Origin of the sequence: Streptomyces ochraceiscleroticus, assembly GCF_000720485.1 — a bacterium.
GTDB classification, from domain to species: domain Bacteria; phylum Actinomycetota; class Actinomycetes; order Streptomycetales; family Streptomycetaceae; genus Streptomyces; species Streptomyces ochraceiscleroticus.
In genome coordinates this window covers 56,713-70,555 of the sequence record NZ_JOAX01000011.1, presented here as the reverse complement: position 1 = coordinate 70,555, position 13,843 = coordinate 56,713, and the positions used below count along the sequence as shown (strand labels likewise).

Genomic DNA, 13,843 nt, shown 5'->3' with positions numbered 1-13,843 from the left:
CTTCCTGCGTTTTCCGGGCCGTTCCTCTCCCCAGCCCCTGTGTGAGAAGGACGAGGACCATGCACCTGCCCGAGCTGCTCGCCGACGACCGGCCCTTTGCCCTGCTGCGCCGCCGCACCCCCGGCCACGATCAGGGCACGGTCGAGGTACTGATCGGCCCGGTCGCCTCGTACGACCGGCTCGCCGACCTCCCCGAGGGCCTGGCCCTGGTGCCGTTCCGGCAGATCCGCGAGCGCGGCTTCGACGTGCGCGACGACGGCACACCGCTGGTCGCGCTGGTCCCCGAGGAGCGGTACGAGCTGCCGCTCGCCGACGCGCTGGCGCAGCTCCCGGACCACGCAGTGCAGGTCCAGGGCAGCGGCTTCGACGTGAGCGACGAGGAGTACGCCGGGATCGTCGGGCGGGTGCTGGACCAGGAGATCGGCCAGGGCGAGGGCGCGAACTTCGTGATCCGGCGGACCTACGAGGGCGAGATCCCGGGCTTCGGGCGGGCCGACGCGCTGGCCCTGTTCCGGCGGCTGCTGGCCACGGAGCGCGGCGCGTACTGGACGTTCGTGGTGCACACCGGGGAGCGCACGCTGGTCGGCGCGAGCCCGGAGGTGCATGTCCGGATGAGCGGCGGCACGGCCGTGATGAACCCGATCAGCGGGACCTACCGCTACCCGGCCGGCGGCCCCACCCCCGAGGACCTGCTGGAGTTCCTCGCCGACGGCAAGGAGATCGAGGAGCTCTCGATGGTCGTCGACGAGGAGCTCAAGATGATGTGCACCGTCGGCGACAAGGGCGGCGTCGTGATCGGGCCGCGCCTGAAGGAGATGGCGCACCTCGCGCACACCGAGTACGAGCTGCGCGGCCGGTCGTCGCTGGACGTGCGGGAGGTACTGAAGGAGACGATGTTCGCGGCGACCGTGACCGGGTCACCCGTGCAGAACGCGTGCCGGGTCATCGAGCGGTACGAGCCGGGCGGGCGCGGCTACTACGCGGGCGCGCTGGCGCTCATCGGCAGGGACGCGGGCGGCGCGCAGACCCTGGACTCGCCGATCCTGATCCGCACCGCCGACATCGACGCGGACGGGAAGCTGCGGGTGCCGGTCGGGGCGACGCTGGTGCGCGGCTCGGACCCGGCGAGCGAGGTCGCCGAGACGCACGCCAAGGCCGCGGGCGTGCTCACCGCGCTGGGCGTGCGGGAGGCACCGGCCCGCCGCGCGGACGCCGCGCCGCCGCGGCTGGCCGACGACCCGCGGGTGCGGGCCGCGCTGGACGCGCGCCGGGCCGGCCTCGCGCCGTTCTGGCTGCGGATGCAGACCACCGCGCCGACCGCCGCGCTGAGCGGCCACGCGCTGGTGATCGACGCCGAGGACACCTTCACCGCGATGCTGGCGCACCTGCTGCGCACCTCGGGGCTGACCGTGGAGGTACGGCGGTACGACGAGCCGGGGCTGCGGGAGGCGGCGCTCGCGCACGAGGGGCCGATCGTGCTGGGCCCGGGGCCCGGCAACCCGTCCGACGCGGCCGACCCGAAGATGCGGATGCTCCGCGCGCTCGCCGCCGAGCTGGTCCGCGAACACCGGCACGGGCTGCTGGGCGTCTGCCTGGGGCACGAGCTGATCGCCGCGGTGCTCGGGCTGGAGATCGCCCGCAAGGACGTGCCGTTCCAGGGGGCGCAGGAGCGGATCGACTTCTTCGGGCGCGAGGAGACCGTCGGCTTCTACAACACCTTCACCGCGCGCTGCGACGAGGCGGCCGTCGCCGAACTGGCCATGCACCGCGTGGAGCTGAGCCGGGACCCGGCGACCGGGGACGTGCACGCGCTGCGCGGGCCGGGCTTCGCGGGGGTGCAGTTCCACCCCGAGTCGGTGCTGACGCTGGACGGCGCGGCCCTCACCTCCCAGCTGCTGGCTGCCGTTCTGGTGTGAGCCGCCCCTCCGGGGCGACGAGGAGGTTCTCGCCCGCGCGGCCGGCCAGGTAGTCCTCGACATTGGCGAGTGTGGTGTCGACGATCTGGCCGACCGCGTCCTCGGTGAAGTACGCCTGGTGCGAGGTGACCAGCACGTTCCCGAAGGTCATCAGGCGGGCGAGGGTGTCGTCGTGGATCACTTCGAGGGACTTGTCGAAGAAGAAGAGGCCCGCCTCCTCCTCGTACACGTCCAGCCCGACACCGCGCAGCCGCCCCGCCTTGAGGGTCTCGACCAGAGCCGCGGTGTCCACCAGCCCGCCGCGGCTGGAGTTCACCAGGATCGCGTCGTCCTTCATCGCGGCCAGCGCGGGCCCGTCGATGAGGTGCCAGGTGCTCTCCAGCAGCGGTACGTGCAAGGAGACCAGGTCGGACTCGGCGAGCAGCCGGTCGAGGTCCACGTACGTCATGCCCAGCTCGGCGCAGGCGGGGTTGTCCGCGACGTCCCAGCCGAGCAGCCGCATCCCGAAGCCGTGCGCGATCCGGGTGAACGCCTCGCCGATCCGGCCGGTGCCGACGACGCCCGCCGTACGGCCGCGGAAGTCCCGGCCCATCAGGCCGTCCAGCCGGAAGTCGAAGTCGCGGGTGCGGTGGGCGGCCCGGACGAGGCGCCGGTTGACGGCCATCGCCAGGCCCCAGGCGAACTCGGCGACGGAGTACGGCGAGTAGGACGCGACCCGGCCGATGGTCAGGCCCAGGTCGGCGGCGGCGCGCAGGTCGATGTTGCTGTGCCCGGTGGAGCGCTGGGCGATCATCTTCGTGCCGCCGGCCGCCAGCTCCTGGAGCACCTCGGCGTTCAGATCGGCGTTCACACCGGCCGTGATGATCTCGTAGCCGGCCGCGATGGGGGCCGTGTCGCGGTTGAGGGAGACGTCGAGGCAGCGGATCTGGTGGTGGCCGTCGAAGGCCCGCTCCAGCAGCGGCCGCTCGTCGGCCTGCACGCCGAACGCCAGGATTTCCACGCTTCCTCCCACTGATCCCCGTATCGGGCACCTTGCGGCGATGGGCCGAATATACGGCCCACCGCCCGGCGGCGCGCGCCGCGTCAGCCGAAGAAGACCCCGGCCTCGGAGTACAGCTTCGGGTCGACCGTCTTCAGCTTCGCGGTGGCCTCGGCAAGCGGCACCCGCACGATGTCCGTACCGCGCAGCGCGACCATCGTCCCGAAGTCGCCGTCGCGCACGGCGTCGATGGCGTGCAGCCCGAAGCGGGTGGCCAGCCAGCGGTCGAAGGCGCTGGGCGTGCCCCCGCGCTGGGTGTGTCCCAGTACCGTCGTGCGCGCCTCCTTGCCCGTGCGCCGCTCGATCTCCTTGGCCAGCCACTCCCCCACCCCGGAGAGCCGGACGTGCCCGAAGGAGTCGGTGGAGTCGTCCTTCAGGACCATCTGGCCGTCCTTGGGCATGGCGCCCTCGGCGACGACCACGATCGGCGCGTACCGCACCTTGAAGCGGGACTCGACCCAGGCGCAGACCTGGTCGATGTCGAAGCGCTGCTCGGGGATGAGGATGGCGTTGGCGCCGCCCGCCAGGCCCGAGTGGAGCGCGATCCAGCCCGCGTGCCGCCCCATGACCTCCACGACCAGGACCCGCATGTGCGATTCGGCGGTAGTGTGCAGCCGGTCGATGGCCTCGGTGGCGACGCCGACGGCGGTGTCGAAGCCGAAGGTGTAGTCGGTGGCCGAGAGGTCGTTGTCGATGGTCTTGGGGACGCCGACGCAGGGCACGCCGTGCTCGGCCGAGAGCCGTGCGGCGACGCCGAGGGTGTCCTCGCCGCCGATCGTGACCAGCGCGTCTACCTCACACTTGGCGAGGTTCTCGCGAATTCGCCGGACGCCCTCCTCCTGCTTGAAGGGGTTGGTGCGCGAGGACCCCAGGATCGTGCCGCCGCGGGGCAGGATGCCGCGCACCGCGGGGATGTCCAGGGGGACCGTGTCACCCTCCAGCGGCCCGCGCCAGCCGTCCCTGAAACCCACGAAGTCGTACTCGTACTCCTGGGTGCCCTTGCGCACCACCGCCCGGATGACCGCGTTCAGACCGGGGCAGTCGCCGCCACCGGTAAGCACTCCTACCCGCATCGCTTCTTCCCTTCGTCCCGTGATGGACCGACGCGGGTCACGCTAATGGTGATCCAGGTCACTCAGGAGAGGAACGCGGGGCTGATTCCGGTGATTTTCCGGGGTGTTGGGCCGCTCCGTTCACTCGTACGAGCGGTCCGTGCCGGGGCGCTCAGGGCGTGTCGAGCCCGCGCTCTATCGCGTACCGGACCAGCTCGACCCGATTGTGGAGCTGGAGCTTGCCGAGGGTGTTCTGGACGTGGTTCTGCACCGTGCGGTGCGAGATGACCAGGCGCTCGGCGATCTGCTTGTACGAGAGGCCCTTGGCGACCAGCCGCAGCACCTCGGTCTCGCGGTCGGTGAGCCGCGGCGCGCCCGGCTCGTCCGCGGTGGCCGGGGCCGGGTCGCTCGCCAGCCGGCGGTACTCCCCCAGCACCAGCCCGGCCAGGCCCGGGGTGAACACCGGGTCGCCGACGGCGGTGGAGCGCACCGCCTCGATCAGCTCCGCCGTGCTCGCGGACTTGACCAGATAGCCCGTCGCGCCGGACTTCACGGCCTCCAGCACGTCCGCGTGCTCACCGCTCGCGGAGAGCACCAGGACCCGCAGCCGGGGGTTGGCGCCGACCAGCTCACGGCAGACCTCGACGCCGGGCATCCCCGGGAGATTGAGGTCCAGGACCAGCACGTCGGGCCCGGCGGCCTGGGCTCTGCGGACCGCCTGCGGCCCGTCGCCCGCGGTCGCGACCACGTCGAACCCGGCCTCGGCCAGGTCCCTGGCCACCGCGTCCCGCCACATCGGGTGGTCGTCGACCACCATGACCTTCACGCCCTGCGGCTCGCTCATGCGCCTGCCTTCGCCCGTCGTCCGCCCTCGGGCGCCCCGCCCTTGGGAACCATCAGCTCCACCTCCGTGCCCTGGCCGGGGACCGAGATCCACTCGGCGCGGCCGCCGAGGTCCCGCAGCCGCCCCCGGATGGAGAGCGCGACCCCGAGCCGGCCCTCGCGCTCGGCGTCGGCGAGCCGGCCCTCGGGGATGCCCGGGCCGTCGTCCCGCACCGTCACCAGCACCGCCTCCGGCTCGTCCTCGACCAGGATCCACGCATGGGCGCCGGCCCCCGCGTGCACTCGTACATTGTCCAACGCGGCACTGACAGCGGCGGCCAGCTCCGCCGCGCGGCCCGCCGGGAGCAGTACCGGGGCGCCCGGCTCGGAGAAGGTGACCCCGGCGCCCGCGTGCGGCGCGAGCAGCGCCCGCACGTCGCACGGCTCGTCGGCGAGCTCGTCCTGCCCCTCGGGCACGCAGTTGTCGCCGTACGAGGGCCCGTCCGCCTCGCTGTCCTCGTATCCCGTGCCTTCCGTGCCCGCCGCGTCCGGAGCCGTGCTCCGCCTCTTCGCGGGCACCAGGCCGCTGGAGACCAGCGTGCGCAGCGCGACCTCCTGCTCGCCCGCCATCCTGCCCAGCTCCGCCGCCTCGCCGCCGAGCGCGGCGCCGCGCCGCTGCACCATCGCCAGCACCTGGAGCACGCTGTCGTGGATGTCGCGGGCCAGCCGCTCGCGCTCGCGGGTGGCCGCCTCGATCTGCAGGGCGCGCGCGAGGGTGCGCTCACTGGCCCTGGCCACCTCGACGACGTAACCGATCGCCACGCTCGCGACCCACACCAGCAGCACGTTGTGGACGGTGTCGCGGGCGAACTCCTGGCGCTCGGCGAGGTTGGCGAGGGCCACCACCGAGGAGGCGCCGGCCGCCCAGCGCCAGCCGCCCTTGATCGCGAAGCCCAGCGCCGCGCCGGCCGTCCATATCGACGGCAGCGTGGGCGCGCCGCCCGCGATCCGCGCGTGGGTGTCGACGAGCGGGGTGACCAGGATGCCGGCGACCGCGAACGCGAGGTCGCCGAAGAGGAAGCGGCGGCTGCACCGCTCGGCGGAGGTCGTGCAGCGCCAGGTCAGCACCATCCACACCGTGAGCGCCGCCATGTAGGCCGCGCCGCCCCACGGGTGGGCGTACTCGGTGTAGTTGAGGGAGAAGATCACCACGGCGTAGACCAGGGTGAGCACCCGGTACCCCGTCAGCGCCCGCCACAGCGGGAGTTCGACGGACATCCGCAGCACCCGCGGCTGTCGGGTACGCGCCTTGGCCCCCTCGGCCGTTTCTTCCACCGCCGTCGTGCTCGCCGTCCCCGCCGCCACGGCCGGTATCCGGTCCTCCGCTGTCATCTGGCCCACCCCTCGCCGGCCGGCTAAGCGCCGGAGCCGGACTTCTTCGCCGCCTTCTCCGCCTCGGCCTGCTTCTTGGCGGCCTCGGCGATCTGCCGCTTGGCCGCGGTCGCGTAGATGTCGACGTACTCCTGGCCCGACAGCTTCATGATCTCGTACATGACCTCGTCGGTGACCGACCGCAGGATGAAGCGGTCGCCCTCCATGCCGTGGTACCGGCTGAAGTCCAGCGGCTTGCCGATGCGGATGCCGGGCCGGATCATCTTCGGCACGACCTTGCCGGGCGGCTGCACCTTCTCCGTGTCGATCATCGCCACGGGGATCACCGGGGCGCCGGTGGCCAGCGTCACCCGGGCCAGGCCGCCGGGCTTGCCCCGGTAGAGCCGGCCGTCGGGCGAGCGGGTGCCCTCGGGATAGATGCCGAACAGCTCGCCGCGCTCCAGCACCTCGATACCGCTCTTGATCGCCGCCTCACCGGCGCCGCGCCCGCCGGAGCGGTCCACCGGAAGCTGGCCCACGCCCTTGAAGAACGCGGCGGTCAGCTTGCCCTTGACGCCGGGCGAGGTGAAGTACTCGGCCTTGGCGATGAAGGTGACCTTCCGGTCGAGCACCGCGGGCAGGAAGAAGGAGTCCGAGAAGGACAGGTGGTTGCTCGCCAGGATCGCGGGCCCCTCGGCGGGGATGTTCTCCAGGCCCTCGACCCAGGGGCGGAACGCCAGCTTCAGCGAGTTGCCGATGGAAAACTTCATTGCGCCGTAGATCAACGCCACTCCTTCTGTGTCCGACGCAAAGACCTTAACCCGCGCGGCGGCCCGCCCCCTCACCGTGCATGGCGCCGCCGCTCCCCGCAGGGCACACCCTTCCCTGCGGACCTATCCGGGCGGCTGGGCTTTGCGTACCCTGCAGTTACCAGCTTTCGCCGCAGGCCGGCGCTCTTCCTCATCTCCTTTGTCTCTCGCTTCCCCTTTACCGAACGGAGTCCTCCGGTGCCGCTTCTCCCCGGGGCCGAGCCGTTCCGCCATGAAGGCGGTCGGGTCGGCGTCCTCGTCTGTCACGGCTTCACCGGCTCCCCGCAGTCCGTCCGCCCCTGGGCCGAGTACCTCGCGGCCCGCGGCCTCACCGTCTCGCTGCCGCTGCTGCCCGGGCACGGCACCCGCTGGCAGGATTTGCAGGTCACCACCTGGCAGGACTGGTACGCGGAGGTGGACCGCGAGCTGCGCGCGCTGACCGCCCGCTGCGACCAGGTCTTCGTCTGCGGCCTGTCGATGGGCGGCGCGCTGTCGCTGCGGCTGGCCGCCCGGCACGGCGATGCGATCAGCGGCCTGGTCGTGGTGAACCCGGCGAACAAGGTGCACGACGCGGCGGCCCCGCTGCTGCCGGTGCTGCGCCATCTCGTCCGTACGACCAGGGGGCTGACCAGCGACATCTGCCAGGCGAACGCGATGGAGACCGGCTACGACCGGGTGCCGCTGCACGCGGCGCACTCCGTACGGCAGTTCTTCCGCCTGGTGGACGCCGAGCTGCCGCAGGTCACCCAGCCGCTGCTGGTGATGACCAGCCCGCAGGACCATGTGGTGCCGCCGGCCGACTCCGAGCGCATCATGAGCCGGGTCTCGTCCAAGGACCTGCGACAGAAGCTGCTGGAGCGCAGCTATCACGTCGCCACCCTGGACCACGACGCCGAGCAGATCTTCGAGGACACCTACGACTTCATCGCCCGCCTCGCACCGGCCGTGAAGGGGGAGGGGACGACCACCAGTGGGGGAGCGTGACTCGCGCGATCCTCTGGACGAGGACGCCGCCTGGGCAGAGATCGTGGCCTCCTACGGGGAGGAGCCGGCCTTTCCCGCGCCGGAGGACCGGCCGTCCGCGCCGGTCTCCGTGCAGCCGGAGGCCGGGGAGCCGGAGCGCCCGGTGACGGACCTGGACCTGGAGAAGGGCCTGGCGAACTGGGAGAAGGAGCTGGGCCTGGAGAAGAAGCCGGCGGACGGCGCGGACGCGGCGCGGGAGAAGGCGGCCGAGGCGCCGCAGCCGGGTGCCGCTGAGGAGGCGGCGGGTGACGCGCCGCCCGCCGAGCGGCCGGCGAGCGGTCCCGCCGACCGGCCCGGGGACGCCTCCGGTGACCGGCCCGGCAGCTTCATCGTGTACGCGCCGGGCGTCGGGCCGCGCGACTGGTCGGCCGACGCGCCCTCCGACGAGGACTTCGACGAGGACGACGAGGGCCACTTCACCCCGCCCGAGCCGCCGCCGCTGCCGCAGGCCGACGTGACGACCAAGTTCGCCTGGATCGCGGTACTGGGCGGCCCGCTGCTGCTCATCCTGGTGATGATCTTCCAGCAGCCGGTGACGTGGTGGATCACCACGCTGGGGATCGGCGGCTTCCTGGGCGGCTTCGCGACGCTTTTCGCCCGGATGAAGACCGATGACGAGGACGACGACCCCCGGCCCGGGGGCGGTGCGGTCGTCTGACGACGCCGGGCCGCCCGGGGCGGGCCGCTCAGGAAGCGGCCGGCACCCGTAGCGCCGCCAGTACCGGCAGGTGATCGGAGGCCGCCAAGAGGTCCGCCTCCCGTACGCCCGGGAGATCGATCGGTACGCCGCACGCCAGGACCTCCACGCCGGAGGTCGTGAACACGCCGTCGATGCGCTGGTGCGGATCGTGCGGCGTGGAGGTGTACTCGCCGCCCCAGGGCGCGGCCTGCCAGGCGTCCGTCAGCGACCCGGCCAGCCGCCGGAAGCTGCGGCCCTTGGGCCGGTCGTTGACGTCGCCGCCGGCCACCGCGTGCGGCGCGTCCAGCAGCGCGAGCCGTTCCAGGAGCAGCCCCGCCTGCTCGTACCGCTCCGCCGCGCTCAGGCTCAGATGCGCGCTGAGCACGCCGAGCCGGGCTCCCCCGATGCGCAGCACCGCGGTCGCGAAGCCGCGCCGGTGCAGGCCGGGGGTCTTCGGCAGCAGGACGTCCTCGGCGCGCTCCACGTGGGCGCGGAGCGAGGTGAGGATCATCGGGCCGCAGGCGGTCGCGCCGCCCGTGGCGTACACCAGCTCCGATTCCCGGGCCAGGGCCGCCGCGGCCTTCCGCCAGCGGAAGAAGCGCGGCGCCTCCTGGATGAGCGCGACGTCGGGGGCGCAGGCCCGGACGACCCTGGCGAGCGCCGCCCGGTCGTCACGCATCGAGCGGATGTTGTAGCTGAGCACCCGGATGACGGCGGAACCGTCGGACTCGGTCGCGGACTGCGGGAACCCGGCCGCGGTCTCCGGGCGCTCGGCCACCACCACTCAGCCCTGGCGTGCCAGGTCGGCGGCGCCGACGAGCCCTGCCTTGCCGCCGAGCTGGGCGGCGAGGACCTGGGCGTGCGGCCGCCACTGATTGCCGACCAGCCAGCGGCGGAAGGACTTGCGGATCGGGTCCAGGACCAGCTCGCCCTCGTCGGAGACGCCGCCGCCGACGATGAAGGCGGAGGGGTCGAAGAGCGAGGCGAGGTCGGCCAGGCCCGCGCCGGCCCAGCGGGCCAGCTCGCGGAAGGAGTCGACGGCGACCGGACAGCCCTGCCGCGCGGCCTCGCTGACGTGCCGGCCCTCGATGCCCTCGGAGGTGCCGTCGCCCAGGCCGAGCAGGATCCCGGCGTTCTCGGGGGTGGCGAAGGCGCGCTGCCGGGCGTACCGGAGCAGGGCGCGCCCGGAGGCGTACTGCTCCCAGCAGCCCTGGCTGCCGCAGCCGCAGAGCAGGCCGTCCGGCACGACCCGGATGTGGCCGAACTCGGCCGCGACGCCGAAGCGGCCGCGGCGCAGCTTGTTGCCGATGATGATGCCGCCGCCGAGGCCCGTGCCGAGCGTGATGCAGATGACGTCGCTGTGGCCCTGGCCCGCGCCGAACTTGTACTCGCCCCAGGCCGCGGCGTTCGCGTCGTTCTCCACCACGACGGGGAGGCCGACGCGCTGCTCGACGTTGTCCTTGAGCGGCTCATGGCGCCAGTTGATGTTCGGGGCGAAGAGCACCGTGGCGCGCTTCTCGTCGACGTACCCGGCCGCGCCGATGCCGACGGCCTCGACCTGATGGCCGGCCCCGACGCTGCGGACCGCGTCGGCGATGGCCTCGGTCAGCAGCTCGGAGGTCGGCGGGGTCGGCACCTTGCACGTCTCGAGGATCGTGCCCTCTTCGTCGACCACGCCGGCCGCGATCTTCGTGCCGCCGATGTCGACGCCGATGGTGAGTCCCATGTGTCCCTCAGTTTTCCGGTCGAACCCCGCCAACGGACAACCGTACCGGAGCCGGGGCCCCACCGGAGGCCAATGGATCACCAGGCGGACATCTGATCCGCTAGTCGAGGTCGATGCGCTCGCTGCCGCCCGCGCCTGCCGGGCCCTCGTCGTCGCGTCCGCCGGGCCCCTCCGGGCCCTCCGTCTGCCGGTCGCGGGCCGTGGCGTCCCGCCCGTCGGCCGCGCCCTGGGTCCAGCGCCGCTCGCCCGCCTCCACAGCGGAGCGGTACGCGGCGAGCAGCTCGGAGCCGGCCGCCGCGAGGTGGTCGAAGACCTCGGGGTTGCGCTCGATCACCGGCTCGACGGCGGCCCTGGCCTGCTGGAGGAACTGGTTGACCGCGCCCTTCGCGGCGATCCCGCCGACGGCGCCGGGCAACTGGATGCCGGCGATCTTGTCGCTCACGGCCTCGGCGAGCTTGCGCAGCTCCTCGGCGGCGCTGCCCGGCTGCCGGCCGTACTCGGCGCGGCGGCGGGCCCGCTCCGCTGCCAGGTCCTCGGCGCATGCCTGTTCCCAGGCGTTGTCGTCCGTCCCGTGCGGGTTGTCGGCGGGGCGCTCGGTGTCATCGGTCATGACGGGCTCCTGGCGGCGGTACGTCGGAGTGCGGGTGCTTCCGACGTTACCGGAATGGCGGTACCTGCTGGTCCCGCAGACCGCAGGCACCTTTCTTCATCGGCCGCCCGGCCCGCCGCTCTCCCGGGGCCACAGCTCGGGGTCGGGGGTGAAGCGGATGTGCAGTACCCCGTCGCGCAGCCCGGCACCGGAGACGGTGCAGCGGCGCAGTGCGGAGGGGAGCGTACGGATGCGCCGGAACGGGCCGACCGTGATGATCAGTTCTTCGCCGCGCCGGACCAGGCCGAGTGCGTCACGGGTGGCGCCGGGCAGCGGCAGCTTCCAGATGAGCAGCCCGTCCTCGGCGAGGCGGTCCGCCACGGTCCCGGCAAGATCCGCGCGGCTCGTACCGCCGTCCGCCGAGCCTTCCGCTGCACCGTCCGGCTCGCCGATCAGCTCTGCCAGCTCCCCCGTCCCGCGGGGATCGCGGCCCAGGTGCGGCACCTCGTGCACCGGTACCCCGGCGAACTCCTCCCGCAGCTCCTTCAGGGCGGCCTGCTGCTGACCGGAGAGCCCGGCCAGGAACGGGTCGGCGGAGCCGGCGGGCAGCAGCCGGTTGGCGACCACGGCGTCCAGCCGGTGGCCGAAGAGGGCGAGGCCCGCGCGGGCGGTGCGCAGATCGGCGGCGCCGGCCGGACCCGGCTCGACGACCAGCCGCACGCTGGTGCCCGGGTCCTCGATGACGGCCTGCACGGCGGCCAGTTCGTGCTCCCAGCGCGCGGCGGTCTCGTACACCTTCTGCGCGGGCATCGGCACCCCGGCGAGCTGGGCGAGTACCGGGCGCAGCGCGCGGGCCGCCTGCCGCTCGGCCGGCAGCAGCCGGCGCAGGCCCCGGCGGGCCTGCTCGGGCAGGGCGAGCAGGCGGACGGCCCGGTCGGCGGGCGGCAGGTCGACCACGACCAGATCCCAGGCGCCGGCTTCGTGCGCGGCGCGCAGCGCGTGCAGCAACGCGAAGATCTCCGCGCCGGGGAGTTCGGTGAGCTCGTCCTCGTCCAGCGGGGTGGCGCCCAGCAGGTCGAGCGCGGCCGCCGCACGGTCCTGGAAGGCCAGGAACTCGCGGCGGAAGTGGTCGGCGGTGTCGACCCGGAGGGCCCACAGGCCGGGCGCGGCCTCGGTGGGATCGCCGGTCAGCGGCGTGCCGAGGACCGCCTCGGGGACGCCGCTCTTCAGGGTGAGGAGGAGGACGCGCTGCTGCCGCCGCGCCGCCGCGAGGGCGGTGGCGGCGGCGACGGTGGTGCGGCCCGCGCCGCCGGGGCCGGTGACGAGGACCGTACGCACGCTCAGCCGCTCGCGGCCTCGTCGGAGGCGCCCGGGGCACCGCTCTCGACACGCTTCTTCAGGCCGGCCAGCGCGCGGTCGATGATGACCTTCTCGGCCTTGCGCTTGATCATGCCGAGCATCGGGATCTTGACGTCGACGGTGAGCTGGTACGTGACCTCCGTACGCGCCCCGCCGTCCTTCGGCGCCAGGCGGTAGGAGCCGTCCAGGGCGCGCAGCATCTGGGACTTGACGAGCGACCAGGCGACCTCGTGCTCGCCGGTCCAGGTGTAGGCGAGGGTGTGGTCGTCCTTGATGGCGCCGGCGTCCAGCACGAGCCGGACCTGCTTGGCGCGGCCCTGGTCATCCTTCTCCAGTACCTCGGCCTCCTTGACCTCACCGGTCCATTCCGGATAGCGGTCGAAGTCGGCGATCACTCCCATCACATCGGCGGGTGCCGCCTCGATCGTGATGCTAGAGCTGGTGTGTTCGGCCATCGCCGTGACTCCTCCATGCCGATTCATGCCGGTGCGCCGACTCGTGGGGCCCGTGTCCGGACGGTGCGGACGACCGTGTCCGACCCTGCTGCTGAAGGCTACCGCGCGGCGGGGGCCGCCCCGACCCGCGGTCGGCGGGCGCGGCCCGGCACAGCACGGGTGACCGAGGGTCCCGACGGGCTCCGCGGGTCACCACTCCAGCGCGAACGGCGTCCCGGTGGCATTGAAATGCCCGACATTGATGCACTCCGTCCGCCCGATCCGCATCCGCCGGGACAGTGGCTGGTGGACGTGGCCGAAGAGGGAGTAGCGCGGGCGGGTGCGGTGGATGGCGTCGAGGAGGGCGCGACTGCCGCGCTCGAAGCGGCGGGCGACGGTGTCGTAGCAGAGGTCGGGGACGTCGGGCGGGATGTGGGTGCACAACACGTCCACCTCGCCGACCGCCTCGACCTTCGCCGCGTACTCCTCGTCGCTGATCTCGAAGGGCGTGCGCATCGCGGTCCGCAGGCCGCCGCCGACGAAACCGAAGACCCGGCCGCCGATCTCCACCCGCTGGCCGTCCAGAACGGTGGTGCCGGGACCGGCGAACTCCGGCCAAAGGCCGGGCAGATCGACATTGCCGTAGGTGGCGTACGTCGGAGTGGGGAACGCGGCGAACATTTCGGCGTACTGCTTGCGCACCGCGCCCTCGATGGCGGCGTGCTTGTCCCGCCCCGCCCACAGCCGGCGGCCCAGCTCACGCGCTTCCTCGAAGCGGCGGGCCGTGCGCAGTTCGACGAGCCGGTCGGCGTTCTCGGTGCCGAAGAGGTCGGGGAAGATCCCGCGCGAGTGGTCGGCGTAGTCCAGGAAGAGGACCAGGTCACCGAGGCAGACCAGGGCGTCGGCCCCGTCGCCGGCGGAAGCGAGGTCCCGGCTGTTGCCATGTACGTCACTGACCACATGTACGCGCATACGGCTCAGATTAGGCCCCCGGGTCTGGCGCCGGGAGACCCCGCCCACCTGC

General features: G+C 73.1%; 14 protein-coding genes. 3 read left to right on the top strand and 11 right to left on the bottom strand.

Going from position 1 to position 13,843, the window contains the following annotated elements:
- Window positions 1-59 precede the first annotated feature (59 nt).
- On the top strand, window positions 60-1,916 hold the full coding sequence (locus IG84_RS0115900; RefSeq protein ID WP_031056826.1) for an anthranilate synthase family protein: 1,857 nt from the start codon (window positions 60-62) through the stop codon (window positions 1,914-1,916).
- Here IG84_RS0115900 and IG84_RS0115895 read toward each other — a convergent pair.
- The 5 genes from IG84_RS0115895 to IG84_RS0115875 form a co-directional block, all read right to left on the bottom strand.
- Window positions 1,882-2,916: a 2-hydroxyacid dehydrogenase gene (locus IG84_RS0115895; protein ID WP_037800357.1), complete on the bottom strand. Its 1,035-nt coding sequence runs from the start codon at window positions 2,914-2,916 to the stop codon at window positions 1,882-1,884. The two genes, IG84_RS0115900 and IG84_RS0115895, sit on opposite strands and share 35 nt — an antisense overlap.
- Before the next feature lie 83 nt (window positions 2,917-2,999).
- Window positions 3,000-4,028, bottom strand: coding sequence for a 6-phosphofructokinase (locus tag IG84_RS0115890; protein ID WP_031056818.1), 1,029 nt, complete (start codon window positions 4,026-4,028; stop codon window positions 3,000-3,002).
- Window positions 4,029-4,179: 151 nt separating this feature from the next.
- Complete coding sequence (locus IG84_RS0115885) at window positions 4,180-4,851, bottom strand: response regulator (protein WP_030256637.1); 672 nt, start codon at window positions 4,849-4,851, stop codon at window positions 4,180-4,182.
- Entirely contained in the window at window positions 4,848-6,107 is a 1,260-nt protein-coding gene (gene macS, locus IG84_RS0115880; protein ID WP_037800367.1) for a MacS family sensor histidine kinase, read from the bottom strand. The genes IG84_RS0115885 and macS overlap by 4 nt, the downstream gene beginning before the upstream one ends.
- Before the next feature lie 137 nt (window positions 6,108-6,244).
- Window positions 6,245-6,970 (bottom strand): lysophospholipid acyltransferase family protein, encoded by a 726-nt coding sequence (locus IG84_RS0115875; protein WP_031056812.1) that lies wholly within the window; start codon window positions 6,968-6,970, stop codon window positions 6,245-6,247.
- Between the two features lie 237 nt (window positions 6,971-7,207).
- On the opposite strand from IG84_RS0115875, the gene IG84_RS0115870 reads away from it, so the two are divergent.
- The gene (locus IG84_RS0115870; protein WP_031056809.1) at window positions 7,208-7,993 is read left to right on the top strand and encodes an alpha/beta hydrolase; all 786 of its coding nucleotides are present in this window, start codon (window positions 7,208-7,210) and stop codon (window positions 7,991-7,993) included.
- A complete protein-coding gene (locus tag IG84_RS0115865; protein ID WP_031056805.1) occupies window positions 7,980-8,690 on the top strand; it encodes a hypothetical protein in 711 nt (236 codons plus the stop codon). Before IG84_RS0115870 ends, IG84_RS0115865 begins: the two co-directional genes overlap by 14 nt.
- A 28-nt stretch (window positions 8,691-8,718) precedes the next feature.
- Here IG84_RS0115865 and IG84_RS0115860 read toward each other — a convergent pair whose 3' ends face one another.
- The 6 genes from IG84_RS0115860 to IG84_RS0115835 all read right to left on the bottom strand — a co-directional run bounded on the left by IG84_RS0115860 (window position 8,719) and on the right by IG84_RS0115835 (window position 13,791).
- Entirely contained in the window at window positions 8,719-9,489 is a 771-nt protein-coding gene (locus IG84_RS0115860; protein WP_031056804.1) for an endonuclease/exonuclease/phosphatase family protein, read from the bottom strand.
- A gap of 6 nt (window positions 9,490-9,495) precedes the next feature.
- On the bottom strand, window positions 9,496-10,437 hold the full coding sequence (locus tag IG84_RS0115855; protein ID WP_031056801.1) for an ROK family glucokinase: 942 nt from the start codon (window positions 10,435-10,437) through the stop codon (window positions 9,496-9,498).
- A gap of 100 nt (window positions 10,438-10,537) precedes the next feature.
- Window positions 10,538-11,047, bottom strand: coding sequence for a DUF5304 domain-containing protein (locus IG84_RS0115850; RefSeq protein WP_031056798.1), 510 nt, complete (start codon window positions 11,045-11,047; stop codon window positions 10,538-10,540).
- A gap of 96 nt (window positions 11,048-11,143) precedes the next feature.
- Window positions 11,144-12,364, bottom strand: coding sequence for an ArsA family ATPase (locus tag IG84_RS0115845; RefSeq protein ID WP_031056795.1), 1,221 nt, complete (start codon window positions 12,362-12,364; stop codon window positions 11,144-11,146).
- A gap of 2 nt (window positions 12,365-12,366) precedes the next feature.
- Entirely contained in the window at window positions 12,367-12,840 is a 474-nt protein-coding gene (locus IG84_RS0115840; RefSeq protein WP_031056794.1) for an SRPBCC family protein, read from the bottom strand.
- Between the two features lie 189 nt (window positions 12,841-13,029).
- Window positions 13,030-13,791 (bottom strand): metallophosphoesterase family protein, encoded by a 762-nt coding sequence (locus IG84_RS0115835; protein ID WP_031056793.1) that lies wholly within the window; start codon window positions 13,789-13,791, stop codon window positions 13,030-13,032.
- Window positions 13,792-13,843: the final 52 nt, after the last annotated feature.

What these genes read in the sequence shown, in the direction of transcription:
- IG84_RS0115885 (WP_030256637.1), bottom strand. Translation starts at nt 4,851, where the DNA reads ATGAGCGAGCCGCAGGGCGTGAAGGTCATGGTGGTCGACGACCACCCG.
- IG84_RS0115875 (WP_031056812.1), bottom strand. Translation starts at nt 6,970, where the DNA reads ATGAAGTTTTCCATCGGCAACTCGCTGAAGCTGGCGTTCCGCCCCTGG.
- IG84_RS0115835 (WP_031056793.1), bottom strand. Translation starts at nt 13,791, where the DNA reads ATGCGCGTACATGTGGTCAGTGACGTACATGGCAACAGCCGGGACCTC.
- IG84_RS0115850 (WP_031056798.1), bottom strand. Translation starts at nt 11,047, where the DNA reads ATGACCGATGACACCGAGCGCCCCGCCGACAACCCGCACGGGACGGAC.
- IG84_RS0115890 (WP_031056818.1), bottom strand. Translation starts at nt 4,028, where the DNA reads ATGCGGGTAGGAGTGCTTACCGGTGGCGGCGACTGCCCCGGTCTGAAC.
- macS (WP_037800367.1), bottom strand. Translation starts at nt 6,107, where the DNA reads ATGTCCGTCGAACTCCCGCTGTGGCGGGCGCTGACGGGGTACCGGGTG.
- IG84_RS0115840 (WP_031056794.1), bottom strand. Translation starts at nt 12,840, where the DNA reads ATGGCCGAACACACCAGCTCTAGCATCACGATCGAGGCGGCACCCGCC.
- IG84_RS0115900 (WP_031056826.1), top strand. Translation starts at nt 60, where the DNA reads ATGCACCTGCCCGAGCTGCTCGCCGACGACCGGCCCTTTGCCCTGCTG.
- IG84_RS0115855 (WP_031056801.1), bottom strand. Translation starts at nt 10,437, where the DNA reads ATGGGACTCACCATCGGCGTCGACATCGGCGGCACGAAGATCGCGGCC.